The organism is Streptomyces sp. NPDC004610 (assembly GCF_040609715.1).
GTDB lineage: Bacteria > Actinomycetota > Actinomycetes > Streptomycetales > Streptomycetaceae > Streptomyces.
Window position 1 is genome coordinate 55,083 of record NZ_JBEXLA010000010.1, and the last position, 24,226, is coordinate 79,308.

Genomic DNA, 24,226 nt, shown 5'->3' on the forward strand with positions numbered 1-24,226 from the left:
AGCCATGGACGGGAGTCGTCGGGGAGATGAACCGGGCGGCATGGGTTCATATCCGTCTAGGCTGAGCGGCGTAACCGAGTGTCGTGCCGGAGCGACGTGACGTGTCCATGCGGGCCAGTGGGTCCGTCCCCGGGCCGTCGTCCGCGCGGGGTACGGCTCTCCAGGCGCTACGGCTTTCCAGGCCCTAGGAGTACCCCCCGATGTCTGACAGCTCCTCCCTGCCCCCGCTGCGGACCACCCCCGAAGCGGAGCTGGCGCGCGACGCGCTGTCCACGCCGTTGCTGTCCCGGGCCGTCCGGCTCGCCCGCTGGGCCGGACCCGGGACCCGCGTGGATGCCGGGGGCGGGCTGGTGGACGACCAGCTGGCCCCGGCCGCGGCGGCGCTGGGGCTGACCGGTGACGAGGCGCTCGGGCTGACCGCTGACGAGGCGGCGGCGCTGGCGAGCGAGGCGTGGCGGGTGGCGGTGGACACCGGGCTGGTGGAGATCGCGGAGGGGGAAGCGGACGAGGGGGATGGCGCCGTCGTCGCGGGGGAGGAGCTGGCGCTGCTCACCGCCGGGTCCCCGCAGGATGTGCTCGGGGTGTGGCTGGCCGCGCTGGAGACGGTCCTCGCCGACGCGAGCGTGCCCGACCTGGACGACCTGGTCGAGTCCCTCGACGCGAACGGCACGGTCGACTTCTCCCAGCTGGACTGGGACCCCGAGGCCGAGAGCGAGTTCCTCGACGGTGTGCTCGGCAATCTCTATCTCCTCTCGGTGAGCGAGGAGGGGCCCGGCGGCGACCCCGTCCCGCTGCCCGCGCTGGCCGCCTCGGTCATCGTCCCCAGCGACATGGGCGAGCCCACCAACGATGTGCTGGAACAGGTGTCCGACGCGATGATGCGGCTGGACGACCAGTTCCGGCTGCTGGAGCCGATCGGGCTGGTGGCCTACCGGCCGGTGGACGAGACGCTGATGGCGGAGGAGGAGGAGGCGGCGGAGGCGGCGGTGGAGTCGGGGGAGGCGATGGCGGACGCGGACGCCGGTTCCGGGGCCGGTTCCGGTTTCGGTTCCGGGGCCGGGGCGGACGGCGTCGACGAGAGCGATGTGGCCCGGTACGGCATGGTCCGGCTGACCCCGCTCGGCCAGTACGGGCTGCGCGCCCGGCTGCTGGAGAACGGCATCGACGCACCGGCCGTCGGGGACCTCGCCGACAAGGGCGCGGACGCGCTGCTCGACGGCACCGCGGCGTTCGGGCCGAGGGCCGCGCGAGCCGAGACCGAGCAGTGGCTCGACCGGCGTGACCCGCTGCCCGCGGCGCGGGAGCTGCTGGCGGCGGCGCGCGGCGCGGACGCCGGGGCACCGCTGCGGCGGCTGCACTGCCAGCAGGCGCTGTCCCTGGTCGGCCTCCGGGCCGAACCCGCGCTCCGCGAGGTCCTGGACGATCCCGAGCTGGGCGGTCTCGCCCGGGTCTGGCTGACCGAGCACGGCGCGGCCGAGGTACCGCCGCCGTCCCAGGCCATGATCTTCTGGCTGACCGTCGACACGGTCGCCGCGCAGCTCGCCGCCGAGGGCAACTCCGAGGAACTGCGCGAGCTGGTGGAGGGCCTGGCCGCGCAGCACAACGGTTTCTTCGACGCGGCGTGGCGGGTGGAGCATCCGGCCACCGCGGATGTCCTGGAGGCGATGGGCCGCCTCCACCCGGACAAGAAGATCGCGAAGGAGGCCCGGAAGGCGGCGTTCAAGGCGCGGTCGCAGAACGGGGGGTGAGGGGGCGCAGCCGCGCGGGGCGGGGGCGTGGGGCGTGGAGTGCGGGGATGGGGAGGGCGCGGGGTGTGGGGGAAGCGGAGTGTGGGGGACGCGGGTGAGGGCTCGGTCGGGTGACGATCGGTCGGGAGAGTGAGGCGGGGGCGTCGGGTGGGGGTGTCGGGCGGAGGCCGGGGCACCCGGTGAGGGTTCGGCCCGAAAGCCCTTGCGACCCCGTTCCCCTGTGTTCAACCGGCGTTCAGGCGTGGGCGGAACATTGGCGCCGGTTCACGGTCGCCGCCACCCTCCACGGCACGTTCATCGTCCTCCACGGCACGCCCACCGTTCTCAGGAGACAGCATGTCGCTCACCCGCAGGGACTTTGCCAGGAACTCCGCGATCACCGGCGCCGGGGTGGCGCTGGCGGGCAGCGTCGGCGCCCTCGCCACCGCGCCCAACGCCCTCGCCGCCACCGAGACCGACACCGCCGACGGCCATGACGACGACACCCTCGCGGCGGACCGGCACGGCGGCATCGGCTACGGCCCGCTGCTGCCCGACCCGGAGGGCCTGCTCGCGCTGCCCGCCGGATTCTCGTACGAGATCATCACCTACAGCGGCCGGACCACGCTGGAGTCGGGTGAGTTCACGCCCTCGAACCATGACGGCACCGCCGCGTTCGACGGTCCGCGCGGGGCAGTCCTGCTGGTCAACAACCATGAGATAGGCGGCCCCCGCACCCGCGCCGCCCACCCCGTCCCGCTCACCGAGGGCCTGGTCTACGACCCCGCCGCGGCCGGTGGCTGCACGGTCGTCGAGGTGCGCCGGGGCGGCCAGGTCGCCGAGTGGGTCGGCGTGGCGGGCACCGCCACCAACTGCGCGGGCGGCACCACCCCCTGGGGCACCTGGCTGACCTGCGAGGAGACCGAGGACAAGGCCGGGTCCAACGGAATGACCAAGGACCACGGCTATGTCTTCGAGGTCGACCCCGAGGACCGGCGCGCCAACCGGGACCCCAAGCCCGTCAAGGCGCTCGGCCGGTACGCCCACGAGGCCGTCGTCATCGACCCCAGGCGCGGGCACGCCTATCTCACCGAGGACGCCTCCAACCCCAACGGCCTGCTGTTCCGCTGGACCCCGCCCGGCGGCTTCCGGCACGGCCGCGGGCGGCTGCGCACCCTCGCCGACGACGCCGGCCGCTTCGAGGCGTTCACGTGCTTCGACTCCGGCGGCGGCTTCGTCGACGACCTCTCCCGCGCCACCCGGATCGGCACGGTGTACGGCGTCGACTGGGTGGACGTCCCCGACCGGGACGCCCGTACCGTCTCCGTGCGCAAGCAGTTCACCGCCGGGCAGGTCACCCGCTGCCGCAAACTGGAGGGCATGTGGTGGGGCGACGGCGGGGCGTACATCGTCTCGTCCTACGCCCGCGCCGAGAGCCCCGGTCAGGCGCACGACGGCCAGGTCTGGTTCTACGACCCCGCGCGCCGCACCCTCACCCTCAAGGTCCTCATCGGCGTCAACCCCGATCCGTCCGCCGACGGCGCCTACGACGGCCCCGACAACATCACCGTCTCCCCGTACGGCGGCCTGATCATCGCCGAGGACGGCGACGGCGTCCAGCACCTCTTCGGCGCCACCGACCGCGGCCGGACGTACCCCATCGCCCGCAACGAACTCAACCTCGGTACCGCCGAGGAGCCCGAGTACAGCGAATTCACCGGGGTCACCTTCTCGCCCGACGGCAAGACCCTCTACGCCAACATCCAGACGCCCGGCATCATGCTGGCGATCGAGGGCCCCTGGAAGCGCCAGCGGCGGTAGGCGCGGGTCCGTAACGCGCGGCGGATCAGCACATCGGGGTCCGGACACCGACCGCCGCGTATATATCTCACCTCGCGGCACCTGTCCGGACCCTTCTCATCCCGCTCACTGACATCTAACATTTCAATCATGACCGCCCTACGGCCCGTCGGCCGCACCCTGCTCCGGGACCGTGCCTACACCGCCCTCCGGGACGCGATCGTCGCCGGGGAGATCGCACCCGGCACGGTGGTCCGGGACGCCGAACTCGCCGAGCGGCTCGGACTGTCCCGGGCGCCGGTGCGCGAGGCGTTCTCCCGGCTGGTGGACGAGGGGCTGCTGGAGAGCAAGCCGCAGAGCTACACCCGGGTGACCCCGGTCGTCGCCGCCGAGGTGCGGGACGCGGCGGCGGTGGTCGGCGCGATGCACGAACTCGTCACCCGGACCGCCGTCCCCCGGCTGCGCCCCCCGGACCTGGACCTGATGCGCGCCGCCAACGACCGGTTCGCCGCCGCCGTGGCCGCCGGAGACGTGGACAGCGCGCTGCGCGCCGACGACGACCTGCACGACGTACCGCTGCGGGTGAGCGGCAATCGCGCCGCCGCGGCGACCGTCGCCCGCTACACCCCGCTGATCCGCCGCCTGGAACGCCGCCGCTTCGGCGAGGGCGGCAACTGCCGCTCCGCCGGTCTGCACGAACGCCTGATCGAGGCGTGCGCGGCCGGGGACGCGGAGGAGGCCGTCCGGATCACCGCGGACATCTGGCACACCCTCGCCGACCTGTCCGAACCCGCCGCCCCACCTGTCCCAGGAGCCCCGTCATGACATCCACCTCCGGCACCTCTGACACCTCCTACACTTCCGAACCCTTCGACACCTCCGAACCCTTTGAGTTGTTTGAGTCCTTCGGTCGCTACCCCCTCCTCTTCGGTCCCTCCCCGGTGCATCCGCTGGAACGGCTCACCGAGCGGCTCGGCGGGGCGGCGCTCTGGGCGAAGCGGGAGGACTGCAACTCCGGGATCGCCTACGGCGGCAACAAGACCCGCAAACTGGAGTACCTCGTCGCGGACGCGCTCGCCCAGGGCTGCGACACGCTGGTCTCGATCGGCGGGGTGCAGTCGAACCACACCCGGCAGGTCGCCGCAGTCGCCGCCCGCGCCGGGCTGCGGTGCGTGCTGGTCCAGGAGAGCTGGGTGGACTGGCCGGACGCGGTCTACGACAAGGTCGGCAACATCCTGCTCAGCCGACTGGCCGGGGCGGATGTGCGGCTGGTCCGGGCGGGGTTCGGGATCGGGTTCAAGGAGAGCTGGGAGCAGGCGCTCAGGGAGGTCGAGGAGTCGGGCGGTCGGCCGTACCCGATCCCGGCGGGCGCCTCCGACCATCCCCTCGGCGGACTGGGCTTCGCCCGCTGGGCGTACGAGGTCGCCGCGCAGGAACGGGAACGCGGTGTCTTCTTCGACACCGTGGTGGTGTGCTCGGTGACCGGTTCGACCCAGGCGGGCATGGTGGCCGGGTTCCGGGCCCTTGAGGAGGCGGGCGGACGCCCGCGCCGGGTGCTCGGCATCGACGCGTCCGCCGACCCGGCCCGTACGCGGGAGCAGATCGCCCGCATCGCCGACCGCACCGGCCGCCTCATCGGCGTACGGGCCACCCTGACGGCGGCGGACGTGGAACTCGACGAGCGCTACCACGCAGGGACGTACGGCATCCCCGACGCCCGCACCCTGGACGCGATGCGGCTGGCCGCCCGCACGGAGGGGATGATCACCGACCCGGTCTACGAGGGGAAGTCGATGGCCGGGATGGTGGATCTGGTGGAGCGCGGGGAGATCGCACCGGAGTCGACCGTGCTGTACGCCCACCTCGGCGGGCAGCCGGCGCTGAACGGTTACAGCGGATTGTTCTAGCCGATGTGTGCCCGGGGTGGCGTGTCCCGGTGTCCCGGCCGGGCGGCTTCTCCGGGCGGACGGGCAGCGTCGGGCCCAGGGCGGGTCGGTCGGGCGGGTCGGCTGGGTAGAGTCGGGGAGACGGGCCTGCGGTGGGGGCCCTGTTTCCGAGGAGTGCAGGATGGCGCAGGTCAGGCCCATGCGCGCGGACGCCCGGCGCAACCATGAACGGCTGCTGAAGGTCGCCGCGGAGGTCTTCGCCGAACAGGGCGAGCAGGCGTCGCTGGATGAGATCGCCAAGCGCGCGGGCGTCGGCTCCGGCACGCTCTACCGCCACTTCCCGACCCGTCAGGCCCTGCTGGAGGCGGCGTACGTCGGCCGGATCGAGGCGCTGGCCGCCCGCGCGGACGTCCACGCCGCCGCGTTGCCGCCGGGCGAGGCGCTGCTGGCCTGGCTGGGTGAGATCGGCCTCGGCATCATCCAGGTCGGCGGCCTGCGTGCGCTGCTCGGCTCCGCCGTCACGGACGGCGACACCTACGCGGCGACGGTCTGCGGTACGACGCTCAACTGCGCGGCGGAACGCCTGGTCGGCGCGGCCCGCGCGGAGGGCACCCTGCGTCCCGACGTGGAGCCGGTGGAGATCCTGCGCCTGGCCCACGGCCTCGCGACGGCGTCGGAACTGGCGGACGGGGAGGGGCGGCACATGGGGCGGTATCTGCGGTTGCTGATGGAGGGGTTGGGGGCGGGGGCTGGGGCGGGGACGGGGGCCGGGGCGGGGACGGGGGGTACGGGGGCCGGGTTGACGCCGGGCTGATCCTGGATTGACCCTGGGGCGACCTCGGGCTGATCGCCGGGTGATCTGGACGGCGTCGGACGCCGAGGTGCGGCGGTACCTGCGCCCGCGCGCGACCGACCCCGGCCCCGACCTTGGCCCCGTGCCATGTGTCAGATCTGATCGTTGTGCCCTACGGCCAGGGCGAGGGTTGTCCTCCCCCAGGTGGATCCCTCGTCCTGGTTTCCCGTCATGGATCCCGCCCTGGTCTCCTGCCCCGGTCCCCCGCCCGTTCCCGGCGGCGACGCGGTGGAGGCCCCCGCGGAGACGTGCCCCGAGGGTTCGCGGCGGGGGCCGACCCTTACAGCGCTGCGCCCGCCGGCTTCACCATCTGCCGGACCGTGCGCCCCTTCACGAACTCGCCCACCGCGGTCATCTCCCACTCCCCGGAGTACTGCTTGATCAACTTCGCCATCATCGGGCAACTGTCATTTCATGGCCCGTGACCTGCGAGGACAGCTACTCCTCTTGATCCACTGGGAGAGGATTGGGAAACGGGGGAATCCAGAGACCACCAGCCGCTTCGAAGAAGCTCTCCCACCGAGCCTGCTGCGACTCCACGATATCCCGCTCCATCTTGATCGTGAGGTTGCTATACAGCCCCCGGATCCCCGCAAGCTCGTGCCCCATACGGGTCTCGATCGCCGTCTCCGAGTGCCCTTCCTCCTCCAGGCACTCGCGCATCCAGTGCCGTAGACGGTAGATCGGCAGGCCCTCGAACTCCTTCACCGGCGGGATGGCTGGCCGGACGAAGTCCACCCGCGCGGACCTTTCGTCGAAACCGTCCCGGATCGGCCCCCAGTAGTCCCTGTCGAACGCGGCACCGAGGAGGTTCCCTCCGGCCAGAGCCGGGAACAGCCAGGGCGACGCGTTGGAGACGGCGAGCGCCTCGTGCATGGCCGTGAGGAAGGGCGCCGCGACCAGAGTCCGCTGCGACTCGTACTTCGGCGAGGTGAGCGTCTTCTTCCCGTCCACCCACTGGTGCTGGAACTCGGTCCGCGTCGCAGGCATTTTGCCGTACCGCTCGATCGCCTCCTCGCGGAGTTCGCGATCGGGCTCGCTCATCGGCCACGCGGGCCACTGGTACGACTTCTGGAGCCCGTACATCTCGCCAGGCCGGTTTCCCTGGAAAGCGGAGTGCCAGATGTACGCCCAGCCCGTGAACCCCCATACCGTGTAGGCGTTCACGGCCAGCTGGTAGACCGGCCCGATTGCCAGCGGGCGCTTCTTGCGGACCGTCTTCTTCGTGTACTTGCCGCGGCGCGGCGCGGCCGGAGGCACGGGCATGTCCGAGCGGTACTTGTAGCGAGTGACGGCATCGATCATCAACATGCCGAAGAGCATCAGGATGTCATCAACGTATGTGCGGGAAAGCTCCTTGGCCTCAACCTTCCGGTTCAGGACGTTCTTCCACGCCAGATACTCCGGCGTGGTGATGTCGCCGACACGGCGCCTTCCCCATTGCTTGTTGATCTGGGCCTTGAGCATCGACCGGTACGTCCTCACGGACTCGGGGCGCAGATCCTGATCAGGCAGCCAGATCGGCAGCGTGTAGTCCTTCATCAGGATGTCGCCGCTCTGCTTGGCGATGTGCTTTCCGTGCCGTACCTCGTACTCGCGGTCTAGGCCGTAGTCGTTGGCTTCGTCCCAGGTGTCGAAGCCGGACTCGCCCTCGTACTTCTTCTTGCCGCTGTCGAGGTACTCGCCGGCCCACCACCTCACGCGGAACTTGTTCCCGCGCTGTTCGACGTAGGGCATGCGTCATCCCCCCGGATGAAACAGATTGGTGGATCGCGGATACGCCGGCAGGTACCCCTACCGCCGGCCTCCGCGTGCTGACTGTTCTACTGTGCCCGGCCGACGGGGCAGCCGCGGCACTTTCGGCAGTCGACTCCCTGACCTTGCATGAGTCGCCTCACCGTTGCTTGAACTTTGGGTTCGGTGGCTGCTGCGGAGGCCAGGATGCAGACGATCTGTCCGCCGGTCTCCAGTACCTGGCCGAAGAAGCCAGGGCTGTCGACGGTGATCACAGTCGCCATGGTTCCCCCTTGGTGTCGCAGTGGAGAACCCCCAGGTGGACCGTCAGGGTTACATAGCGAACGCGTGTGTGAGGGGGGTTTGGTGAGGTTTCTTCAGGCAACTACCGTCACGGTTTGATAACGCGTCACTCGCGTGGCGGTCACTGTCGCTGGTCGGAGCCCGGAGGGATGATCCCGAGTCTTTGCAGCTCCTCCATGATTCCTTCACTGATGGCTTGCATCTGTGCGCCGGTCAGTCCGGGCGCGGTCGCGATGGCGGACTTGGTGACTGCGCCGGGCAGTGCGTCGGTCAAACGGTCGGCGTCGACCTTCCGCAGTTCCGCGCCTTCGATCAGTTCGGTGCCGTCTTCCAGGGTGATCGAGTCGGCGGAGCCGTCGATGACAGCCTTGCATGAGCCGGCGCGGATGCCGAAGCCCAACTCGATCTTGGCGTAGGTGGTGTCCGTGACCCGCTGGCCGACCTCGACCTTGGTGTAGGTCGTAACGGACAGGCCGCAGCGTTTCGCGGCGACCCGTTTGTCCCTGATCTCAAGGGTGACGCGCCGCTGCGTCACCAGCGCAGCGAGTTTCTGCAGGTGACGATCCGTGTTGTCGGCGAGGGGCGTCATGCGCCACATCATGGCAGCTACCTCTAGCTACCGCCAGAAATGTCGACTCTCGGACCGGAAATCGGCGCCATCCGGCACCTTGGGGTCGCCCAAAAGGGCTCACGGCTAGAGATTTCTAGAGATTACTAGTGAGTATAAGTAGAAATCTCTAGTTAGAGTCGCTAGATTCTCCTCATGGAACAACCCCCAACCACCTTCCAGGTGGACGGGGCGGCCATCCGCACTCGCCGCAAGGAACTCGGCCTCAGCCGAGACGACTGCGCCCAGCAAGCCGGGATCAGCGGCCCCTACCTCAGCCAGCTCGAAACCGGCGCCCGACGCGACATGCGGCCCCCCACGTACACGCGCCTGCGCACCGCCCTGCAAGTCCAGCCCGACGACGGCCTACTCCTCGCCCCCGCCGAGGAACTTCACGAGAAGGACAGCTATGCCGCCGACCAAGGCCCCGCCCGCCCCCACCCAGACGTCTGAGCCCGAGCCCGTTCTGGAGAACTTCTACAACCTCAAGAAGGCCGCGGTCCGGCTCGGCCTCGCGACCGAGGACCCCGAGGACAAGCGCGGCCAGGACTGGCTGCGGCGGGGCGTGAACCGCAAGGACGGTACGGCCTTTCCGTCACGCCGCATGGCCAACCAGATCATGTTCAGCGACTCGGACCTTGCTGTGATCGCGGAGATCGGGCGCAACAAGGTCGACGGCCGCTCGCGCCCTCGGCGTCGGCGCCGTCCCGCCGCCGCCTGACCCCTTCCACGCCGAAGGGCCGCTCCGACTTGCCCGCCTGAGCAGCCCCCCGACTTCGGCAATCCACCAGATCCCAGTGAAGGAGTGGATCACCTTGCAAACCATCATCCCACCCATCCCGACAGTGGACTTGGTCCCGTTCGGAGACCGACGCCTGCCAGAGCGGTTCTGGGCCAAGACCCAGCTCAACGGCGAGACCGGTTGCTGGGAGTGGGGAGGCCAGCTCAGCCCGAAGGGCTATGGCCTCATCAACTTGAACCGCACCATGTGGCGTGCCCATCGGGCGGCTTACGTGCAGCTCGTCGGGGCGGTCGCGGACGGACTCGTTCTCGACCACCTGTGCCGGATCCGCAACTGCGTGAACCCCACCCACCTTGAGCCGGTGACACCGGCAGAGAACACACGTCGCGGCCTCATCAATCTGGGGCGCAAGGACGTGAAGCTCAAGCCCCGAACCCACTGCCCGCAGGGGCACCCGTACGACGAAGTGAACACGGCCACCAGCAACGCCGGGAAGCGGCGTTGCAAGGCGTGCACTCGCATCCGTAAGCAGCGATACCGGCGGGCTCGTGTTCTCCCGCTCCACGAGTCGCCGTTGGCGCGGCCGACGACCATCCCGCAGGTGTTCCGGGCGGCGGCGCGGCTGCTCGCCATGAACGGCCACTACCAGGGCGACTACTGCCCCGACGCGTTCGACCGCGTGATGACCACGCCGCACTCGACGCGCCCCCTGTCGATCGTGGCGGCGATCCGCTGCGTGGCTTCGCCGCATGGCGACAACCCGCACCGCGAGTCGGAGTTGTCCGAGTTGGCGGTGCGCGTGCTGGCTGGCCGCCTGGAGGTGGATGGCGAGCCTGCGTGGAACGAGGAGCCGTACTGGCTGGAGATGCACGTCGCCGCGTGGGGTGACGTGGAGGGCCGGACGGTGGAGTCGGCTGTGGCGGTGCTGGTGGCTGCCGCGGACGACTGCGAGGTGGCGCTGTGAACGCGGCGGCGATCACCTCTCCGGTGATGGTGCGGGCGGAGGACGTGGAGGAGTCGCGTCTGGCCGAGGTCGACACGGAGTTCACGGACTACTACGGGCCGGACTGGACGCGGTGGCGGCGGTGGCAGGTGGAGAACTACCTGTCGGCGATCGCGCTGGTGCACGCGGAGTTTGCCCCTGAGGGGGTGGCGTCGTGAGCGAGCCGATCACAAACGCCGGGGCGCCGTGGGGGCGTGATGTGGAGGGGCGTCCGTTGCTGCCGCTTGGCGCGCACTGGACGGACGTGCCCGAGTTGCTGGATGAGGCGCTCGGCCGTGTCCGGGCTCGCGTGGATGGGGCGAGTGCGGGCCGCTGGTATCTGGAGTCGGGCGTGGTGCGTACGCACGTGGAGGGCTGCCCGGTGGCGGTGGGCCGGGTGACGACCGTGCTGCCCGCTGACACGGAGCTGGTGTTGCATGCTCGGGCGGATCTGGTCTGGCTGCTGGAGATGGTCACCAAGCTGCGGGCTGAGGTTGCTGCGCTGCGCGAGGAGCGGCATGTCACGAACGAGGCGTTGTCGGCGGCTGCCGAGGCGCTGCGGGCGGACCGGGACCGGATCGCGGAGCTGGAGGCGTTGCTGCTCGGCACGCCGCAGACCTGCCGGATGTGCGGCGCGGGCTACACCTACGGCCAGCCGTGCAGCACGTGCGCGTTCAACTGGCGGATGGCGGCTGAGACGGACGCAGTTCGTTCGGCGTCCCGCCTGTCCGCGCTGTTGGCGCCGTCGGTGGAGGACCCGCACGACTCGCCGCTGCATCACCCGTACCGCGTGGGCCGGGATCTGCCCGAGACGGGCGGTGGGTCGTGACGCACCACCTCACGCTGGCCGATCTGGCATCCGCGCTGTCGCTGGGTGTCGCGGGCACGGCCGTCTGGTCGGGTCTGTTCCTGCTGGTGGTGGACGCCGAGGTCACGGATTTCGACCCGCGTCCCGCCGTACGCCGCGCGCTCGACTCGCCTGTCGCTGACCGGCTGCTGATCGCGGTCGGCCCCGCCCTGTACGACGTGCGCCGGGCGGTCCGTGCTGCCGCGCATGAGGCCGTCGTGTCGGCGGCCTTCTTCCTGCTGCTCCTCACCGCCCCCGCTGGAGGCACCCGATGATCCACTCCCGGAAGCCGCCCCTGTCCTTCGAGCTGGGTGTGAACCACCTCCACGGCGTCCTGCGCGTCGACCAGATCCGCGCCGACACGCTCGTCCAGCTGGTGCAGCACTGGCGGGAGGACGAATCCCGTGAGGCGATCCTCGCCGCGCTGGACGAGTTGTCGGACGTCGTGCATTCGGTCCGCCGCGAGGGCGAGTTGGACGCGGCGGTCGAGCAGGTCGAGGACGTCGCCGCGATGGAGACGGCGCAGGTCGAGGTGTCCTCGCCGGACATGCACCGTCTGGCCGCCGAAGCCGAGATGGCGCTGACCGTGCTGGACCGCTTCAACCCGAAGCGGAGGACCGCATGAGCCTCGCGACGATCACCTCTGCGTCCCTTCCCGCGCAGGTCTACGCCCACGACCCCGAACACGAGGTCAGTCTCACCGCCGACCCTGCCTGCTTCCGGCCGATCGTCGGCGTCGGCACTGGGTGGGTGAAGCCCGCAGCTGGTAGCGGCCTGTGGACGGCCCCGGTCACGGCCCGCAGCGCCGCCGGAGTCCCGGCGGACAGTGCGTGGCTGGAGTGGCAGCGCAGCCAGATGGACACCGACACCAGTGACTCGCTGCTCACAGAGATCATCCCCGCCCCGCGTGCCCGGTTGCTGCTGATCGACTGCCACGAGCACCTGGTGGAGATCGTGAACGCGTTCCCTGCTGATGCGGATCTGCCGTTCGTGGCGGAGCTGTATCCGGACTGGCCGGGCATGGCTGCCGCCGGGTGGGACGGCGTGTATCTGACGGAGCGGGGGCAGGCGGCAACTCGGTGGCCTGCGTCGGGGCCGGATCTGTATTCGTGGGATCTGGAGTCGATGTTGTGGCTGCGGCACGCGTACACAGTGGGCCGGACTGTGCAGTCCGCCGCCCGCAGTGAGGTGGATGCCGCGTGAACGCCCGTGAGCGCCTGGCTCTGATGATCCGCACCGATCGGGGCGACATGACGGTCTGGTCCGAGACGCACGCCCAAGCCGCCCTTGACGCCTACCTGGCCGAGGTCCGCGCGGCGACGATCCCCGAGGTCGCGACTGTCGTGGTCGCGGCCCTCGGTGACGGCCCGCTGCCGGACTGCGCGCCGGATGTGCGTGCCGTACTGCGGGAGGCGATCGACACCGCGAGCAGCCCGGCATCGAGCCCCAGGTGGTCCCCGGCCCTGACCGCCGCCGACCGGCAGAACGCACTCCTCGACGCGATCCGCCAGGACCCGCACCGCCGGTGGAAGTCCGGCCACGCCCGGGACGTGCTGCGCAAGCAGGGCTGGCCGGTCAGCAAGGGCACGACCGGCGGGGATCTCGCCCGGCTTGCCGAGGCGGGGCACCTGGTCCTGCACGAGGAGCCGAACGCCCGCTGGTACAGCCTCGCCGACCGGGGCGGTGCGTCATGAGGCGCCCGGGTCCGGACGCGGGCGTGCCCATGATCCGCGTCGGTGGCGAGGTCGCGTACCTCGTCGCCCGTCAGCGCGAACAGCGCCTCGCCGAGGGCATCGCCGCCGAAGCCCGCCACCGCATGGACCCGGACGAGGGCCCGATCGAGGCCGCGTACGCGCAGATGGCGTGCGACCACCCCGAAGCCTGCATCTGCCCGCCCGGAGGTACTGCATGACCATCACCACGGCGGTCGGGGCTACGGCCCCGGCCGCCGGGCCGCAGTGCCCTGAGGCCCTGTACAGCCCCGCCACCGACACTCTCCGCCGCTGCGTCCTCGGACCCCACGCGGGCACGGACTCGCGCGCCTGGCACGAGACCAAGGACGGCATCCAGTGGCGCCACACCGACACCGAGCCGAAGGAGGGTCCCGAGTGGATGCCACCGTTCTGACAAGCCCGCTGGCACCGTCCTCCGGCCCTATCACCGAGCCCGGCATCCACGACATGACGAATGAGGAGTACCACTCCCACCGGTACGCCCTCTCCTCCAGCGGCGCCCGCAAGCTCCTCCCCCCGTCCAGCCCCGCGCACTTCCGGCACGAGCAGGACCACCCACAGCCGCCGAAGAAGGTCTTCGATCTAGGCAACGCCGCCCACCAACTCGTCCTCGGACAGGGCGCCACCCTCCGGAAGATCGACCACGAGGTGTGGAACACCACGACGGCGAAGACCGCGGTGGCCGACGCCCGCGAGGCAGGCGAGATCCCCCTCAAACCCGCCGAGTACCGGCAGGTCCACGACATGGCCGACGCCCTGCGCCGCCACCCCATCGCCTCCCTGCTCTTCGACCCCGCCCACGGCACGCCCGAGCGGTCCCTGTTCTGGCGCGACGACAGGACCGGCGTCATGCGCCGCGCCCGACTCGACTGGCTGCCCGCCCCGCGCGCCGGACGCCTGATCATCCCCGACTACAAGACCTGCCGGTCCGCCGCCCCGGACGCCCTGGAGAAGGCGATCGAGGAGTACGGCTACCACCAGCAGGACGACACCTACCGGTCCGCCTGCAAGGCCCTCGGCATCGCCGATGAGACCGCGGCGTTCGTCTTCGTCTGCCAGGAGAAGACGGCCCCGTACGTGATCACCGTGATCGAGGTGGACGCGATAGCCCGCCGTATAGGCGCCGCCCGCAACCGCTGCGCCCTGGAGACCTTCGCCCGCTGCACGGAGACCGGCTACTGGCCCGGCTACAGCGACGACGTCGTCCCCGTGTCCCTGCCCGGCTGGGCCGAGACCCGAGACTCCCTGGAGTACCTGTGAACTACCCCGCCATCAACGACCAGCAGTTCGCCGCCCCTGCCGCCCCGGCTCCGGCGTTCATCGGGCAGGGCACGGCAGTCGAGCAGTCCCGCGCGGTCGCGGAGGTGCAGGCAGCGGTCATCGTCGCCCGCCAGTTCCCGCGCAACGAAGAGACCGCCACCCGCAAGATGCGGCAGGCGTTCCGGCAGCAGTCCCTCGCCGCCCGCTCCTTCTTCCGCTTCAACCGCGGTGACGGCAACGTCAACGGCGAGACCATCCAGTTCGCCAAGGAACTGGCCCGCTGCTGGGGCAACATCCACCACGGCCTGAACGAGCTGCGCCGCGACGACGAGGCCGGCGAGTCGGAGATGCAGGCGTGGGCGTGGGACCTGGAGTCCAACGAGCGTGCGAGTACGACGTTCGTGGTGCCGCACGTGCGGTTCACGAAGTCCTCCGGACGCAAGCCGCTGGAGGACCCGCGGGACGTCTACGAGAACAACACGAACAACGGTGCCCGACGACTCCGGGAAATGATCTTCACGGTGCTGCCGGACTGGTACCGGGAAGAGGCCAAGGAGGTCGCGAACCGGACTCTCCAGGAGGGCCCCGGAGACAAGCCGCTGGCCCAGCGGATCGCCGACGCTGTGACCGCCTTCGAGAACCTCGGCGTCTCCGTTGTGCAACTGGAGGAGAACCGTGGGCGCCCGACCGAGCGGTGGCTGAACCTCGACGTTGCGCAACTCCAGATCGTCTACGGGTCGGTCACCCGCGGCGAGGTGTCGCTGGAGGAGGAGTTCCCGCAGCAGCGGGTCACGGTCGGTGAGATCCGGCAGCAGTACACCGAGCAGTCCGCCCAGCGCACGACCGCCGAAACGACGTCGAGCGAGGGCCCGGTCGAGTGGCCGCCAGCCGCGCAGCCGGGATCGGGGGCACGGCAGTGATCCCCCTCGATGTCTTCTGGCCGATGGGCGATCTTCCCGCCGCCGTCGTGGCGGGCGCCGTGATCGTGGCCCTGCTGCTGGTCGCGTACCGGCGGGTGCTCCGCTGGGAGCGGCGCCACGAGTCGCCCCACGCCCGTGTCGTCCGGCAGACGCACGAGCGGGCGGAGACGGCCCGCCGTCAGGACCCGGTCACGCTCGCCGCCGGGCCGGAGTGGCAGGCCGGACGCGACCGCCTCCACACCGCCGTCCACAGCGAGCCGGACGGAGACCAGTGATGGCCCCGCGCCTGTTGCCCCTCAGCCAGAACACCCCCGAGGAACGCCGCCTCGCCACCCGACACACGGCCTCGCGCGCCGTGGACGCCGTGGACTGCCGTCTCCTCCTCGACGCCCTCGGACTCCTCCCGCCCCCGCCCGGCGCCCGGCCGAAGCGGACCGCCGCGCCCGGGACGACGACCGCCGACTGCCCCATCAACACCACTCAGGCGGTGACCCCATGAGCCAGTACAGCGGCTCCGCGCCCGACACCCTCGGCCGCCGTGAGGACTGGCGGGACCGTGCCGCCTGCCGGGGAGACGACACCGACCGCTTCTTCCCCCACTCCAACGACACCCTCGGCGTCGAGGATGCCAAGGCGATCTGCCGCGGCTGCCCCGTCGCGGTGGCCTGCCTGACGTGGGCGCTCGACACCAGCCAGCAGCACGGCGTGTGGGGTGGCCTCGACGAGAAGCAGCGCCTGTCGGTGAAGCGACGCCAGGCCCGCGGCAGGCCGGAGCCCGACCCGGAGCCGCCGCCCGCGACCCTCGCCGAGGCGTTCGCCCGCCACACCCGCCGCACGGACGACGGACACCTTCGCTGGGGCGGCGGCCAGAACCTGAAATTCCGGGGGCGCCGGTACACCGCTCTCCAGGCCGCGTTCATCGTCGGCCACGGCCGCGAGCCGGAGGGCGCTGTCCGCCGCACGTGCGGCACGACCTGCTACGACGGCGCCCATCTGATCGACGCGGTGATCCGGGATTCGGACGCCGTGTGCGGGACGCGCACCGGGTACGCGCGGCATCGCTCGCGGGGTGAGGACGCGTGCGAGCCGTGCAAGCAGGCCAACGCGGACGCCCGGGTCTTCCGCGGCGGCGGCGCGGCGAGGGCGGCGTGAGCGGCCCGCGCACGGCGGCCGAGTGCACGCACTGGATCGGCGCCGAGCGCCGCCACTGCCGTGCGGCGGATGGAGTGCGCGCGTACCTGACCGGGCCGCGCTGCCCCGCCCACACCCCGAACGCCCTCCGAGGGTTGCCCGAGACCTCACCGGGGCCGGGCGCCCCCGCGGGTGCCTGGACCACCCCGTCGCCGCTGTCCGACTCCCGCGTCCACGACGACCGGGCCATCGCCTCCGGCAAACGCCGCTCCAACCCGCGCGCCTTCCGGGCGGCGCAGGCAGCCGTCCACCACACCACCTGACCCCGAGCAGCCCCGCCGCAGAAGTAGTGCGGCGGGGCCACCACCCAAGGAGACCACGCGTGAACTCCTGGCACCACGCCCAGAGCAGCGCCCGCAAATGGGGGGGAGTCCCGACCTCTACCTGCCCATTCACGAATCACGCTGATTCATTTCACCATGACTGACAGTCAAATACGATAGGTGAAAACGAATCATGGAGGTTCGGATGGGTTCCAAGCACCTGTCAGACGAACAACGGGCCGCGATCTTGCGCCTGTTGAGCGAAGGCGTGCCCCAGCGAGCGATTGCCGAGCAGCTCAATACGAGCCAAAGCACCATCAGCCGCATCCGGCAGGAGCCGGTGAACAAGACCAGTCGCCCCGTAGCACCCGAAGGGCAACGCTGGTGCTACGGATGCCAGGACTTCCGCCCCCTCGGCGAATTCTGGAAGCACGGAAAGTCAAAGGACGGCCTCGCCGCCGCGTGCAAGACCTGCACGCGCAAGGCCCGCTCCAGCAACCGCTCCTCCATGCGGTACCGCGTTGCCACGGTCTACGGCATCACGCTGGAGGAGTACGACGACCTGCGCAGTAAGGCCGACAAGTGCGCCATCTGCGGCGCTGACGGCGAACTGCACCTCGATCACAACGAAGCCACTGGCGCGCTCCGCGAGTTCCTATGCGGGCGCTGCAACCGGGGGCTCGGCCTCTTCCTGCACGACCCCGCCGCGCTGCGAGCTGCGGCCAACTACTTGGAGAAGCACGGTGAATAGCTGGCATCACGCGCAGTCGTCTGCCCGGAAGTGGGGAGGCGATCCGTCCATCTACCTCCCGGTGCACGAGTTTTTGGACTCCAGTAAACGGATCATCGGCGACGTCCGCCACCGCTCCCTCTACCACCACACCGAGGGCGTCTGGCTCTGCCAGCGGATCTTCGGCGTCACCCTCGACGTCCCCAAGGAACGGTCCACCGTGCAGGTCCCTGTCCGACTGATCGCCGAACAGCACGTACTTGAGGACCTCGGCTGGCTCCCCTCCCCGGCGGACTACATCGACGGCATGCCCATCACCCCCTGGATGTCCGGCAGCCAGCGCAAGACCGTCCCGCTCTCCCATCTCCTCCTCAACCAGCCGACCGGAGCAGACCAGTGACCGACCGCACCAACTTCCTCGGCATCCCCGTCCAGGGCGACATCACCCCTGGCGCCGGACGCGTCGAGCAGAAGCCGATCGAAGAGCTCCAGCCGATCCTCCAGGCCGTCCTCGATGACCCGACCATCACAGAGTTCGGGTGGCGGCAGTACACCCCGTACTTCAACGACGGCGACCCCTGCACCTTCAGCGCCCACGGCACATGGGTCCGCACCACCGCGGACGAGGAAGCCGATGAGGACGAGCTGGAGATGTGGGGGCACCGCACTCTCGGCAAGGTCACCACGGAGTGGGGCGACGTCGACCCGGTCACGAAGCGGCGAGTCGTCGTCAGCGAGGTCTACGAGGGTCCGGACCGTGCCCGGTACGACCGGTGCAAGGCGCTGGAGAAGGCGATCGAGGGCGGCGCTTTCGAGCACGTCTTGCTGGACGCGTTCGGCGACCACGCCGAGGTGACGGTCCGGGCCGACGGCATCGAGGTCGAGTCCTACGACCACGACTGAGACCGCCTGACGGGCGGCTGCTTCCCCCGGCGCAACCCGCCAGCAGCCGCCACCCCGGGCCGCCCCGCACCTCCCCCCGGCGGAGCGGCCCGGACCCCACACCACCACGCGAAAGGCCAGACCGTGACCGGCAAACCCACCCGCGGCGACGCCCGCACCCGCCTCATGGCCCAAGCCGCCAACCTCTACCTCGCCGGATGCACCATCCACTCCACCGCCCGCCAGATCGGCCGCTCCTACGGCACCACCCGCACCCTCCTCCTGGAGGCCGGGGTACGGCTGCGGAACCAGCGCGGCTTCCGGGCCGCGACAGGCACAGCGGGGGCCGAGCGGTGACCCCCGCGATACAGCCCGCGCTCGACGGCACCCTCCCTGCGCCCGCCACGCTCAGCTACCCGGAGTGGGCCGACCACGTCCGCCCGGCCTTCGTCGCCGCCGCGCGCAGCGGGCGCCGGTTCACGTCGTACGAGATCGCCGTGGAGAACGACCTCCCCGAGCCGGCCAACGCGAAAGCCGACTGGGGCAACTTCGTGCAGTCCCTCGCCCGGGAGGGGCTGATCGAGGACGCGGGGACCGACCGCAGCGCCCGCCGTACGAGCGAGCGGTCCCGGGTCGCCGTGTGGCGGGGCACCCGCGCCGCGCAGGCCGGGAGGGTCGCGTGACTCGCCCCTGCCGTCAACCAGGGCCATGAGACACGGCGTTTGCGCACATCAGCGCGACTTGCAAACCCCTTCACGCATCCCACGCCGCAGGCGGACAGGCCCCTACAACAACAGCACGAAGCCCTGCCGGAACGGGGCCAGGAGAGGAGGAGCGGTGGTGTCAGGACTCGGCCGGCCGCTCGACGAGCACCCGTTGCTCACCCATGGCGGCCAGCGCGCGCTCGTAGAAGTCCATGCCCACGAGGACGGCCACACGTTTGCCGCGGCTGGTGAGCACGGTCGTCTCGTCGAAGTAGCGGGCGCGCTCGATCGCGTCGGCGAGCGAGTTGCGGAAGTCCGCGATCTTCTCCTGGTGCTCCATCTTGGGCGCGGTCATGTGCGGAGTGTACCTCACGATCATTATGTACATGAGCGACATGAGCGCTATGATGTACGCGAACCGTCCAAGGGGAGCCGAAGCGCGGCAGGAATGTGCCGCGCAATTCACCGCCCCCGGCATTTGAAATTCGTCATGAACGGGAATTGCATGGCCGTCTCGAAGCGACTCCGGTACGAAATCTTCCGGCGCGACAACCACACCTGCGGGTACTGCGGAGCGTCTGCCCCGGACGCACCGCTGCGCGTCGATCACGTCACCCCCGTCGCGCTCGGCGGCACCGATACCCCCGACAACCTCGTCACCGCCTGCGAACCCTGCAACAGCGGAAAGAGCAGTGCCAGCCCCGATGCCGCTCACGTGGCCGCGGTCTCCAGCGACGCTCTCCGATGGTCCGCCGCCATGCAGCAGGCCGCGGACAACCTGCTCGAACAGCAGAGGCCGAAGCACAACTACCGTGCCGCGTTCCTCAAGGAGTGGGAGCGATGGGGCATAGGTGAGGGTGCCGAACGCAAGACGCTCGAACTTCCGGGCGATTGGAAACCGAGCATCGAGCGCTTCCGTGTCGCTGGCCTTCCCGCCCAGGTGTGGGGCGACATCGTCGACGCGTCCATGGGCAACGAGAAGGTGCTTCCGGCCAACAAGTTCAAGTACTGCTGCGGCATCGCCTGGAACCAGGTCACCGCTTTGCAGGAGGACGCCCGCCGAATCCTCGCCGACGAGTCAGAGAGTCCCGGCCCGTCAGACGATCGAATCCACAACCGTGTGTCGTGCCACCTCTACTCCACCTGGGTGTGGGCCTGGCAGCGGATCGGCCCGGGATCCCCCAGCGAGGCCGACGCGCTCGACTTCATGCAGGACGTGAGCGAGATGCTGGCCCGCGGCCTGTCTGCGCAGCTGGAACTCACCGAGCAGGCGTTCCTGGCCGGATCGGATCACGCCACCGACCCCAGCACGTACCTGCCTGACGAGTTCAAGACGGCCGAACAGCTCGCCGCGCAGACTCCGCTCACCGACGAGCAGTACGAAAGCGGCGCCGGGATCCTCAACATCTGGGCGTCCAAGTGGGAGCAGATGAGTCCCGACGGAGCTCCCACACAGCGAGGCGAGAGAGAGTTTCTCAAGCAGCTCGCGGATGCCGTCCGAGCGGGATACGGCCGGGACTGGCTCCTCAACGCCGCGGATCTCGCGGGCGGGTTCCTGTCGACGGACCTCGCTTACTACCTGCCGAAGCCGGATGTGCAGGGCGGTGAGCGCTGATGCCGCGCATTCGTACCGTGAAGCCGGAGTTCTGGGAGGACGAGGTCGTCGGGCTCCTGCCCCGTGACGCCCGGCTGCTCTTCATCTCGACCTTCAACATGGCCGACGACGAAGGGCTGCTCCGATGGACGCCCTCGTACATCAAGGCCCAGACGTTTATGTACGACGATGACGTCACCCTCAAGTACGTCGAGCACCTCATGGGCTTGCTGTCGGACGCCGGGCTCGTCTTCCCCTATATCGGCGGCGTGGCCCGGCAGCAGATGGCGGTGGTCGTCAACTTCCGCAAGCACCAGAGGATCAACCGCCCGCAGAAGAGCAAGCTTCCGCCACCGTCCCTCGGTAACTACAAGGTCCGGGAGATGTACGCCCGCCGCGACGGCTGGGTCTGCCAGCTCTGCGGCCTGGACATCCCGCGACTCCCTGTGGTCAACGACGACCACAACCTCTCGATCGACCACATCCGCCCGCCGTCGGCCGGCGGCAGCGACCACCCGTCCAACGTCCGCGCCGCGCACCAGGCGTGCGTGGTGGCCCGCCGCGACACTCCGGAGGAGGAGTTCGTTCCGCCGCGCAGCCTGGCCGGGATCGAGGCTTCAGTGAGCGACTCACTGAACCGTTCAGTGAACACGCATGACTTTGCGATGAACGATTCACTGAACGGTTCAGTGAAGGAATCTGACACTTGGTTCATCCAAGAGCCGTCAACCGCTACGGACAGCGATATTTCTTCACTGAACCATTCACTGACGGAAGGGAAGGGAAAGGAAGGGAAAGGAAGGGAAGAGGACCCCCCCCAACCCCCCGCTGAGCCGTCCGGCAACCGCGCCGTCTCGCAGACGGGCGAGAAGCCCCTCCCGGACCGGATGACCGACGCCTTCCTCGACCGCTTCGCCCGCGGCAACTCCTACAAGCGCCGCCAAGTCCGCTCCGTGATCGCGGACACCCTCGCCAACGGCACCGAACCCGGCGAGTTGTGGCGCGCCGTCGAACGTCTCGGAGACACCAGCAAGCCCGTCACCGCGAACACCCTCCAGTTCGCCTTCTCCGAGATCCGCCGAGCAGCGCAAGCCGCCAACGTCATCCAGCTCCCCACTGGCCAGGCACTCACGGGCACCGACGAACGCGTCGCCGGATGGGCCGCCCTCGCCACCCCGCCCCGATCGGAGGACTCCGCGTGAACGAGTACGAGGCCGCCGAACTCCTCGGCCACTGCGCCGCCTTCGACAACCGCAAACCGTCCGTTGCCGCCCGCACCGCCTGGGCCGCCGCCCTCCACGACGTGCCCCTCGACGCCGACACGAAGGCCGCGGTCGCCGCCTACTACTCGACCGCCCCGAAGGACCCGGACGCCCGGCTGTGGATCCATCCGCACCACGTCCGCACCCTCCGCTCCAAGATCCGCAGCAAGCGGCTGGAGAACTTCCAGTACGAGCCCGTCGGCGACGAGACGGTCGGCGAGTTCATGGCCCGCTACCGAGGCCAGGTCCACGCCATCGCCTCCGGCCGCATCCCGCCGCCCACCGGGCGCCCGGCGCTCACCGGGGCCCCGCCGAAGGAGTTCGTCGAGGAGCTGGCGGCGCGCGGCTGGGAGGGCAACCGGACCGTCCCCGACACCGACGAGGAGTCCCTCGCCGACAGCGTCCGCCGCGCCGGGCCCCTCGGCGTGATCTGCCCCGCCTGCCACGCCCCCATCGGCCGCCCCTGCCACCTGCCCGGCGCCAGCAGCAAACAGCCCCTCGGCAAAGGCCGCAAGCCCCACAGCAGCCGGAGGCGCGCCGCCCGCGGCCACACCGACCTCACCCCGCAACAGCGCGAGGCACAGGAGCAGCGCATCCGGGACGCCTCCGCCCGCTACCTCGCCGAACAGGAGACCGCCTCATGACCCTCCGCCCCTCCGCTCCGATGCCCGCCGAGCTGCGCCATCAGCTCCGCGCCGGCCACCACCCCGCCCGCGCCGTCCCCTGCCCCCACTGCGGGGCCGCCGCCCACCGGCCCTGCACGCTCCGCACCCGCGACCACCGCCTCCCGCAGCCCCATCCGCAGCGGGTCACCGCCTGGGTGCTGGCGACCGCGTGCTGCCCCGACTGCCAGGTCGCGCCCGGGACGCCGTGCCACATCGAGGGCCGCCCGCTCGCCGACGTCCACCCGCGCCGCCGCCAGGAAGCCGAGGAAACCGCCGCATGACCCGAGGAGCAGGCCGTACCCGCGGCTACCGCGCGAAGGACTCCGAACTCCGCCCCGGCTACACCGTCGTCCCCTTCGGCGACAAGACGACCATCTGCCCCGCCTGCCGCCAGCACCGCCACCATGCCTGCTGGGCCCACACCGCAGCCCTCGGCATCGGGGGCGAGGACGGCTGCCCCTGCGGCTGGTGGCAGCCGCTCGACGAGCCGCTGATGACCGACGCCGCGATCGACGACATGGCCGCCCACGGCACCCTCGCCGAACACATCAAGATCCAGACGGCCATGGCCCTGCACTCCTCCCTCGCCATCCACTACCCCGAGGTCTGCCGCCCCTGCCTCGCCCGCGAAGCCGCCGTCACCGGCCAGCAGACCGCACTGCCCCTGGAGGACCAGTGACCACCACCACGCCCGACCTGCTCGGCACCGTCCGCCGTTCCCCTGACGGCACCCGCCTCGCCGTCCTCTGGCCCTCGCCGCCCCACCCCGCCCGGTGGATGATCACCGACCGGTGGGGCTCCACCGGCTACGAGACCGACAAGGCCGTCGCCGACTGGCCCGTCGTCGGCGCCGTCCCGTGCAGCCCCGCCGCAGGCATGGACCTCACCGGACCCACAACCGCGGCGGGCAAGAAGACCAAGCGCTACCGGATCACCCACGCCCACCTCGAAGACGTCGCCGCCGTCTACCTCGAAGCCCGCGACGACGGGAAGAGCCCGACCCGCGCCGTGGCCGAGCACTTCCACATCTCCCACTCGACCGCCGCGAAGTGGGTCATGCACGCCCGCCGTAAGGGCCTCCTCAAGCCGTGGACGGGGCACACCCGGTGAGCCCGCTGGAGCGGCTCCTCCAGGAAGCCATCCCCACTCGGCCCGAGCCCCCGGCACCCCACCCCCGCCCTGCCGACGCCCCGGCCTGGACCCGAGCCGAGCAAGACGCCCACTGGCAGGCGCTCTGCGAAGCCGTCGGCACACCCGACGCCCACCGGCCCCGACTCCGCCTCATCACCGACAGCGAGGCGGCATGACCGAGGGCACCCCCAGATGCCGCCTGTGCGGGCGCCTGCTGCGCGACGAGACCTCACGGGCGGTCCTGGCCGGTCCGGTCTGCCGCAGGAAGCTCGGCGGCCACACAGCGCCTCGCATCCACAGACCCGCACACACCACACCAGCAGCCCACATACCCGGCCAACTCGCCATCCCCGTGCAGCCCGAGCTACCGACCGGCTGACCGCGACCAACACGGACCGCCGCACCAACCA

37 protein-coding genes and 1 pseudogene are annotated in these 24,226 nt (G+C 70.5%); 35 read left to right on the forward strand and 3 right to left on the reverse strand.

Annotation, left to right across the window (positions count from 1 at the left end; all coding sequences use genetic code 11):
• The first annotated feature begins 200 nt into the window (after window positions 1-200).
• The 5 genes from ABZX40_RS13135 (at window position 201) to ABZX40_RS13155 (ending at window position 6,227) form a co-directional block, all read left to right on the forward strand.
• Window positions 201-1,748 (forward strand): hypothetical protein, encoded by a 1,548-nt coding sequence (locus tag ABZX40_RS13135; RefSeq protein WP_355734690.1) that lies wholly within the window; start codon window positions 201-203, stop codon window positions 1,746-1,748.
• Window positions 1,749-2,084: 336 nt separating this feature from the next.
• Window positions 2,085-3,548 (forward strand): alkaline phosphatase PhoX, encoded by a 1,464-nt coding sequence (locus ABZX40_RS13140; protein ID WP_355734693.1) that lies wholly within the window; start codon window positions 2,085-2,087, stop codon window positions 3,546-3,548.
• Window positions 3,549-3,677: 129 nt separating this feature from the next.
• Window positions 3,678-4,352, forward strand: coding sequence for a GntR family transcriptional regulator (locus ABZX40_RS13145; protein WP_355734696.1), 675 nt, complete (start codon window positions 3,678-3,680; stop codon window positions 4,350-4,352).
• The gene (locus ABZX40_RS13150) at window positions 4,349-5,434 is read left to right on the forward strand and encodes a 1-aminocyclopropane-1-carboxylate deaminase (protein ID WP_355734699.1); all 1,086 of its coding nucleotides are present in this window, start codon (window positions 4,349-4,351) and stop codon (window positions 5,432-5,434) included. The genes ABZX40_RS13145 and ABZX40_RS13150 overlap by 4 nt, the downstream gene beginning before the upstream one ends.
• Before the next feature lie 160 nt (window positions 5,435-5,594).
• On the forward strand, window positions 5,595-6,227 hold the full coding sequence (locus ABZX40_RS13155; RefSeq protein ID WP_355734702.1) for a helix-turn-helix domain-containing protein: 633 nt from the start codon (window positions 5,595-5,597) through the stop codon (window positions 6,225-6,227).
• A gap of 477 nt (window positions 6,228-6,704) precedes the next feature.
• On the opposite strand, the gene ABZX40_RS13160 is transcribed toward ABZX40_RS13155, so the two are convergent.
• Window positions 6,705-8,003, reverse strand: coding sequence for an integrase (locus ABZX40_RS13160; protein WP_355734704.1), 1,299 nt, complete (start codon window positions 8,001-8,003; stop codon window positions 6,705-6,707).
• Between the two features lie 421 nt (window positions 8,004-8,424).
• Entirely contained in the window at window positions 8,425-8,892 is a 468-nt protein-coding gene (locus tag ABZX40_RS13165; protein WP_355734706.1) for a hypothetical protein, read from the reverse strand.
• A 174-nt stretch (window positions 8,893-9,066) separates the two neighbouring features.
• Here ABZX40_RS13165 and ABZX40_RS13170 point away from each other — a divergent pair, with 174 nt between their 5' ends.
• The 22 genes and pseudogenes from ABZX40_RS13170 to ABZX40_RS13275 all read left to right on the forward strand — a co-directional run bounded on the left by ABZX40_RS13170 (window position 9,067) and on the right by ABZX40_RS13275 (window position 19,143).
• Window positions 9,067-9,363, forward strand: coding sequence for a helix-turn-helix domain-containing protein (locus ABZX40_RS13170; protein WP_355734709.1), 297 nt, complete (start codon window positions 9,067-9,069; stop codon window positions 9,361-9,363).
• On the forward strand, window positions 9,320-9,631 hold the full coding sequence (locus ABZX40_RS13175; RefSeq protein WP_355734712.1) for a hypothetical protein: 312 nt from the start codon (window positions 9,320-9,322) through the stop codon (window positions 9,629-9,631). Before ABZX40_RS13170 ends, ABZX40_RS13175 begins: the two co-directional genes overlap by 44 nt.
• A gap of 94 nt (window positions 9,632-9,725) precedes the next feature.
• Window positions 9,726-10,616 (forward strand): HNH endonuclease signature motif containing protein, encoded by an 891-nt coding sequence (locus tag ABZX40_RS13180; protein ID WP_355734715.1) that lies wholly within the window; start codon window positions 9,726-9,728, stop codon window positions 10,614-10,616.
• The gene (locus tag ABZX40_RS13185; protein WP_355734718.1) at window positions 10,613-10,813 is read left to right on the forward strand and encodes a hypothetical protein; all 201 of its coding nucleotides are present in this window, start codon (window positions 10,613-10,615) and stop codon (window positions 10,811-10,813) included. Before ABZX40_RS13180 ends, ABZX40_RS13185 begins: the two co-directional genes overlap by 4 nt.
• Before the next feature lie 173 nt (window positions 10,814-10,986).
• A complete protein-coding gene (locus ABZX40_RS13190) occupies window positions 10,987-11,463 on the forward strand; it encodes a hypothetical protein (RefSeq protein ID WP_355734720.1) in 477 nt (158 codons plus the stop codon).
• Window positions 11,460-11,756, forward strand: a complete 297-nt coding sequence (locus tag ABZX40_RS13195) for a hypothetical protein (RefSeq protein WP_355734723.1) — start codon at window positions 11,460-11,462, stop codon at window positions 11,754-11,756. The genes ABZX40_RS13190 and ABZX40_RS13195 overlap by 4 nt, the downstream gene beginning before the upstream one ends.
• Window positions 11,753-12,106, forward strand: a complete 354-nt coding sequence (locus ABZX40_RS13200) for a hypothetical protein (protein WP_355734726.1) — start codon at window positions 11,753-11,755, stop codon at window positions 12,104-12,106. Before ABZX40_RS13195 ends, ABZX40_RS13200 begins: the two co-directional genes overlap by 4 nt.
• Window positions 12,103-12,684 carry a hypothetical protein gene (locus ABZX40_RS13205; protein WP_355734729.1) on the forward strand — a complete coding sequence of 194 codons (582 nt, stop codon included), beginning with the start codon at window positions 12,103-12,105 and terminating at the stop codon, window positions 12,682-12,684. The genes ABZX40_RS13200 and ABZX40_RS13205 overlap by 4 nt, the downstream gene beginning before the upstream one ends.
• Complete coding sequence (locus ABZX40_RS13210; protein ID WP_355734731.1) at window positions 12,681-13,175, forward strand: hypothetical protein; 495 nt, start codon at window positions 12,681-12,683, stop codon at window positions 13,173-13,175. Before ABZX40_RS13205 ends, ABZX40_RS13210 begins: the two co-directional genes overlap by 4 nt.
• A gap of 23 nt (window positions 13,176-13,198) precedes the next feature.
• Window positions 13,199-13,393, forward strand: coding sequence for a hypothetical protein (locus ABZX40_RS13215; RefSeq protein ID WP_355734734.1), 195 nt, complete (start codon window positions 13,199-13,201; stop codon window positions 13,391-13,393).
• Window positions 13,390-13,608 carry a hypothetical protein gene (locus ABZX40_RS13220; protein WP_355734737.1) on the forward strand — a complete coding sequence of 73 codons (219 nt, stop codon included), beginning with the start codon at window positions 13,390-13,392 and terminating at the stop codon, window positions 13,606-13,608. The genes ABZX40_RS13215 and ABZX40_RS13220 overlap by 4 nt, the downstream gene beginning before the upstream one ends.
• 53 nt (window positions 13,609-13,661) lie before the next feature.
• Window positions 13,662-14,474 carry a PD-(D/E)XK nuclease-like domain-containing protein gene (locus tag ABZX40_RS13225; protein WP_355734740.1) on the forward strand — a complete coding sequence of 271 codons (813 nt, stop codon included), beginning with the start codon at window positions 13,662-13,664 and terminating at the stop codon, window positions 14,472-14,474.
• Window positions 14,471-15,394 (forward strand): hypothetical protein, encoded by a 924-nt coding sequence (locus ABZX40_RS13230; protein WP_355734743.1) that lies wholly within the window; start codon window positions 14,471-14,473, stop codon window positions 15,392-15,394. Before ABZX40_RS13225 ends, ABZX40_RS13230 begins: the two co-directional genes overlap by 4 nt.
• Before the next feature lie 23 nt (window positions 15,395-15,417).
• On the forward strand, window positions 15,418-15,669 hold the full coding sequence (locus tag ABZX40_RS13235; protein ID WP_355734745.1) for a hypothetical protein: 252 nt from the start codon (window positions 15,418-15,420) through the stop codon (window positions 15,667-15,669).
• On the forward strand, window positions 15,669-15,893 hold the full coding sequence (locus tag ABZX40_RS13240; RefSeq protein WP_355734748.1) for a hypothetical protein: 225 nt from the start codon (window positions 15,669-15,671) through the stop codon (window positions 15,891-15,893). Before ABZX40_RS13235 ends, ABZX40_RS13240 begins: the two co-directional genes overlap by 1 nt.
• Window positions 15,890-16,162, forward strand: a pseudogene (locus ABZX40_RS13245) (WhiB family transcriptional regulator); the annotation flags it as partial. The gene ABZX40_RS13240 and the pseudogene ABZX40_RS13245, both read left to right, overlap by 4 nt.
• Before the next feature lie 380 nt (window positions 16,163-16,542).
• Window positions 16,543-16,848 (forward strand): hypothetical protein, encoded by a 306-nt coding sequence (locus ABZX40_RS13250; RefSeq protein WP_355734751.1) that lies wholly within the window; start codon window positions 16,543-16,545, stop codon window positions 16,846-16,848.
• 205 nt (window positions 16,849-17,053) lie between these two features.
• A complete protein-coding gene (locus ABZX40_RS13255; protein WP_355734754.1) occupies window positions 17,054-17,599 on the forward strand; it encodes an endonuclease domain-containing protein in 546 nt (181 codons plus the stop codon).
• A gap of 61 nt (window positions 17,600-17,660) precedes the next feature.
• Window positions 17,661-17,978, forward strand: a complete 318-nt coding sequence (locus ABZX40_RS13260) for a hypothetical protein (protein WP_355734757.1) — start codon at window positions 17,661-17,663, stop codon at window positions 17,976-17,978.
• Window positions 17,975-18,481, forward strand: a complete 507-nt coding sequence (locus tag ABZX40_RS13265; RefSeq protein WP_355734759.1) for a hypothetical protein — start codon at window positions 17,975-17,977, stop codon at window positions 18,479-18,481. The genes ABZX40_RS13260 and ABZX40_RS13265 overlap by 4 nt, the downstream gene beginning before the upstream one ends.
• Window positions 18,482-18,604: 123 nt before the next feature.
• Window positions 18,605-18,817 (forward strand): helix-turn-helix domain-containing protein, encoded by a 213-nt coding sequence (locus tag ABZX40_RS13270; RefSeq protein WP_355734762.1) that lies wholly within the window; start codon window positions 18,605-18,607, stop codon window positions 18,815-18,817.
• Window positions 18,814-19,143, forward strand: a complete 330-nt coding sequence (locus tag ABZX40_RS13275; protein ID WP_355734765.1) for a hypothetical protein — start codon at window positions 18,814-18,816, stop codon at window positions 19,141-19,143. Before ABZX40_RS13270 ends, ABZX40_RS13275 begins: the two co-directional genes overlap by 4 nt.
• A gap of 160 nt (window positions 19,144-19,303) precedes the next feature.
• Here ABZX40_RS13275 and ABZX40_RS13280 read toward each other — a convergent pair whose 3' ends face one another.
• A complete protein-coding gene (locus tag ABZX40_RS13280) occupies window positions 19,304-19,519 on the reverse strand; it encodes a type II toxin-antitoxin system prevent-host-death family antitoxin (protein ID WP_355734768.1) in 216 nt (71 codons plus the stop codon).
• Between the two features lie 150 nt (window positions 19,520-19,669).
• On the opposite strand from ABZX40_RS13280, the gene ABZX40_RS13285 reads away from it, so the two are divergent.
• From ABZX40_RS13285 to ABZX40_RS13320, 8 genes are read left to right on the forward strand one after another with little or no spacing between them, the layout of a single operon-like run.
• On the forward strand, window positions 19,670-20,779 hold the full coding sequence (locus tag ABZX40_RS13285; protein WP_355734771.1) for an HNH endonuclease: 1,110 nt from the start codon (window positions 19,670-19,672) through the stop codon (window positions 20,777-20,779).
• Between the two features lie 17 nt (window positions 20,780-20,796).
• The gene (locus ABZX40_RS13290) at window positions 20,797-21,960 is read left to right on the forward strand and encodes an HNH endonuclease (RefSeq protein WP_355734783.1); all 1,164 of its coding nucleotides are present in this window, start codon (window positions 20,797-20,799) and stop codon (window positions 21,958-21,960) included.
• The gene (locus tag ABZX40_RS13295; protein WP_355734785.1) at window positions 21,957-22,664 is read left to right on the forward strand and encodes a hypothetical protein; all 708 of its coding nucleotides are present in this window, start codon (window positions 21,957-21,959) and stop codon (window positions 22,662-22,664) included. Before ABZX40_RS13290 ends, ABZX40_RS13295 begins: the two co-directional genes overlap by 4 nt.
• Window positions 22,661-22,966, forward strand: a complete 306-nt coding sequence (locus tag ABZX40_RS13300) for a hypothetical protein (protein WP_355734787.1) — start codon at window positions 22,661-22,663, stop codon at window positions 22,964-22,966. The genes ABZX40_RS13295 and ABZX40_RS13300 overlap by 4 nt, the downstream gene beginning before the upstream one ends.
• Entirely contained in the window at window positions 22,963-23,364 is a 402-nt protein-coding gene (locus ABZX40_RS13305; RefSeq protein ID WP_355734790.1) for a hypothetical protein, read from the forward strand. Before ABZX40_RS13300 ends, ABZX40_RS13305 begins: the two co-directional genes overlap by 4 nt.
• Window positions 23,361-23,795: a hypothetical protein gene (locus ABZX40_RS13310; RefSeq protein ID WP_355734793.1), complete on the forward strand. Its 435-nt coding sequence runs from the start codon at window positions 23,361-23,363 to the stop codon at window positions 23,793-23,795. Before ABZX40_RS13305 ends, ABZX40_RS13310 begins: the two co-directional genes overlap by 4 nt.
• Window positions 23,792-23,992 carry a hypothetical protein gene (locus ABZX40_RS13315; protein ID WP_355734796.1) on the forward strand — a complete coding sequence of 67 codons (201 nt, stop codon included), beginning with the start codon at window positions 23,792-23,794 and terminating at the stop codon, window positions 23,990-23,992. Before ABZX40_RS13310 ends, ABZX40_RS13315 begins: the two co-directional genes overlap by 4 nt.
• Entirely contained in the window at window positions 23,989-24,195 is a 207-nt protein-coding gene (locus ABZX40_RS13320; RefSeq protein ID WP_355734799.1) for a DUF6011 domain-containing protein, read from the forward strand. Before ABZX40_RS13315 ends, ABZX40_RS13320 begins: the two co-directional genes overlap by 4 nt.
• Window positions 24,196-24,226: the final 31 nt, after the last annotated feature.

Bases quoted from the DNA above. Each gene is read 5' to 3' on its own strand.
- ABZX40_RS13135 (WP_355734690.1), top strand. From the start codon at position 201: ATGTCTGACAGCTCCTCCCTGCCCCCGCTGCGGACCACCCCCGAAGCG.
- ABZX40_RS13140 (WP_355734693.1), top strand. From the start codon at position 2,085: ATGTCGCTCACCCGCAGGGACTTTGCCAGGAACTCCGCGATCACCGGC.
- ABZX40_RS13145 (WP_355734696.1), top strand. From the start codon at position 3,678: ATGACCGCCCTACGGCCCGTCGGCCGCACCCTGCTCCGGGACCGTGCC.
- ABZX40_RS13150 (WP_355734699.1), top strand. From the start codon at position 4,349: ATGACATCCACCTCCGGCACCTCTGACACCTCCTACACTTCCGAACCC.
- ABZX40_RS13155 (WP_355734702.1), top strand. From the start codon at position 5,595: ATGGCGCAGGTCAGGCCCATGCGCGCGGACGCCCGGCGCAACCATGAA.
- ABZX40_RS13160 (WP_355734704.1), bottom strand. From the start codon at position 8,003: ATGCCCTACGTCGAACAGCGCGGGAACAAGTTCCGCGTGAGGTGGTGG.
- ABZX40_RS13165 (WP_355734706.1), bottom strand. From the start codon at position 8,892: ATGACGCCCCTCGCCGACAACACGGATCGTCACCTGCAGAAACTCGCT.
- ABZX40_RS13170 (WP_355734709.1), top strand. From the start codon at position 9,067: ATGGAACAACCCCCAACCACCTTCCAGGTGGACGGGGCGGCCATCCGC.
- ABZX40_RS13175 (WP_355734712.1), top strand. From the start codon at position 9,320: ATGCCGCCGACCAAGGCCCCGCCCGCCCCCACCCAGACGTCTGAGCCC.
- ABZX40_RS13200 (WP_355734726.1), top strand. From the start codon at position 11,753: ATGATCCACTCCCGGAAGCCGCCCCTGTCCTTCGAGCTGGGTGTGAAC.
- ABZX40_RS13205 (WP_355734729.1), top strand. From the start codon at position 12,103: ATGAGCCTCGCGACGATCACCTCTGCGTCCCTTCCCGCGCAGGTCTAC.
- ABZX40_RS13220 (WP_355734737.1), top strand. From the start codon at position 13,390: ATGACCATCACCACGGCGGTCGGGGCTACGGCCCCGGCCGCCGGGCCG.
- ABZX40_RS13225 (WP_355734740.1), top strand. From the start codon at position 13,662: ATGACGAATGAGGAGTACCACTCCCACCGGTACGCCCTCTCCTCCAGC.
- ABZX40_RS13235 (WP_355734745.1), top strand. From the start codon at position 15,418: ATGGGCGATCTTCCCGCCGCCGTCGTGGCGGGCGCCGTGATCGTGGCC.
- ABZX40_RS13240 (WP_355734748.1), top strand. From the start codon at position 15,669: ATGGCCCCGCGCCTGTTGCCCCTCAGCCAGAACACCCCCGAGGAACGC.
- ABZX40_RS13255 (WP_355734754.1), top strand. From the start codon at position 17,054: ATGGGTTCCAAGCACCTGTCAGACGAACAACGGGCCGCGATCTTGCGC.
- ABZX40_RS13280 (WP_355734768.1), bottom strand. From the start codon at position 19,519: ATGACCGCGCCCAAGATGGAGCACCAGGAGAAGATCGCGGACTTCCGC.
- ABZX40_RS13285 (WP_355734771.1), top strand. From the start codon at position 19,670: ATGGCCGTCTCGAAGCGACTCCGGTACGAAATCTTCCGGCGCGACAAC.
- ABZX40_RS13300 (WP_355734787.1), top strand. From the start codon at position 22,661: ATGACCCTCCGCCCCTCCGCTCCGATGCCCGCCGAGCTGCGCCATCAG.
- ABZX40_RS13305 (WP_355734790.1), top strand. From the start codon at position 22,963: ATGACCCGAGGAGCAGGCCGTACCCGCGGCTACCGCGCGAAGGACTCC.
- ABZX40_RS13320 (WP_355734799.1), top strand. From the start codon at position 23,989: ATGACCGAGGGCACCCCCAGATGCCGCCTGTGCGGGCGCCTGCTGCGC.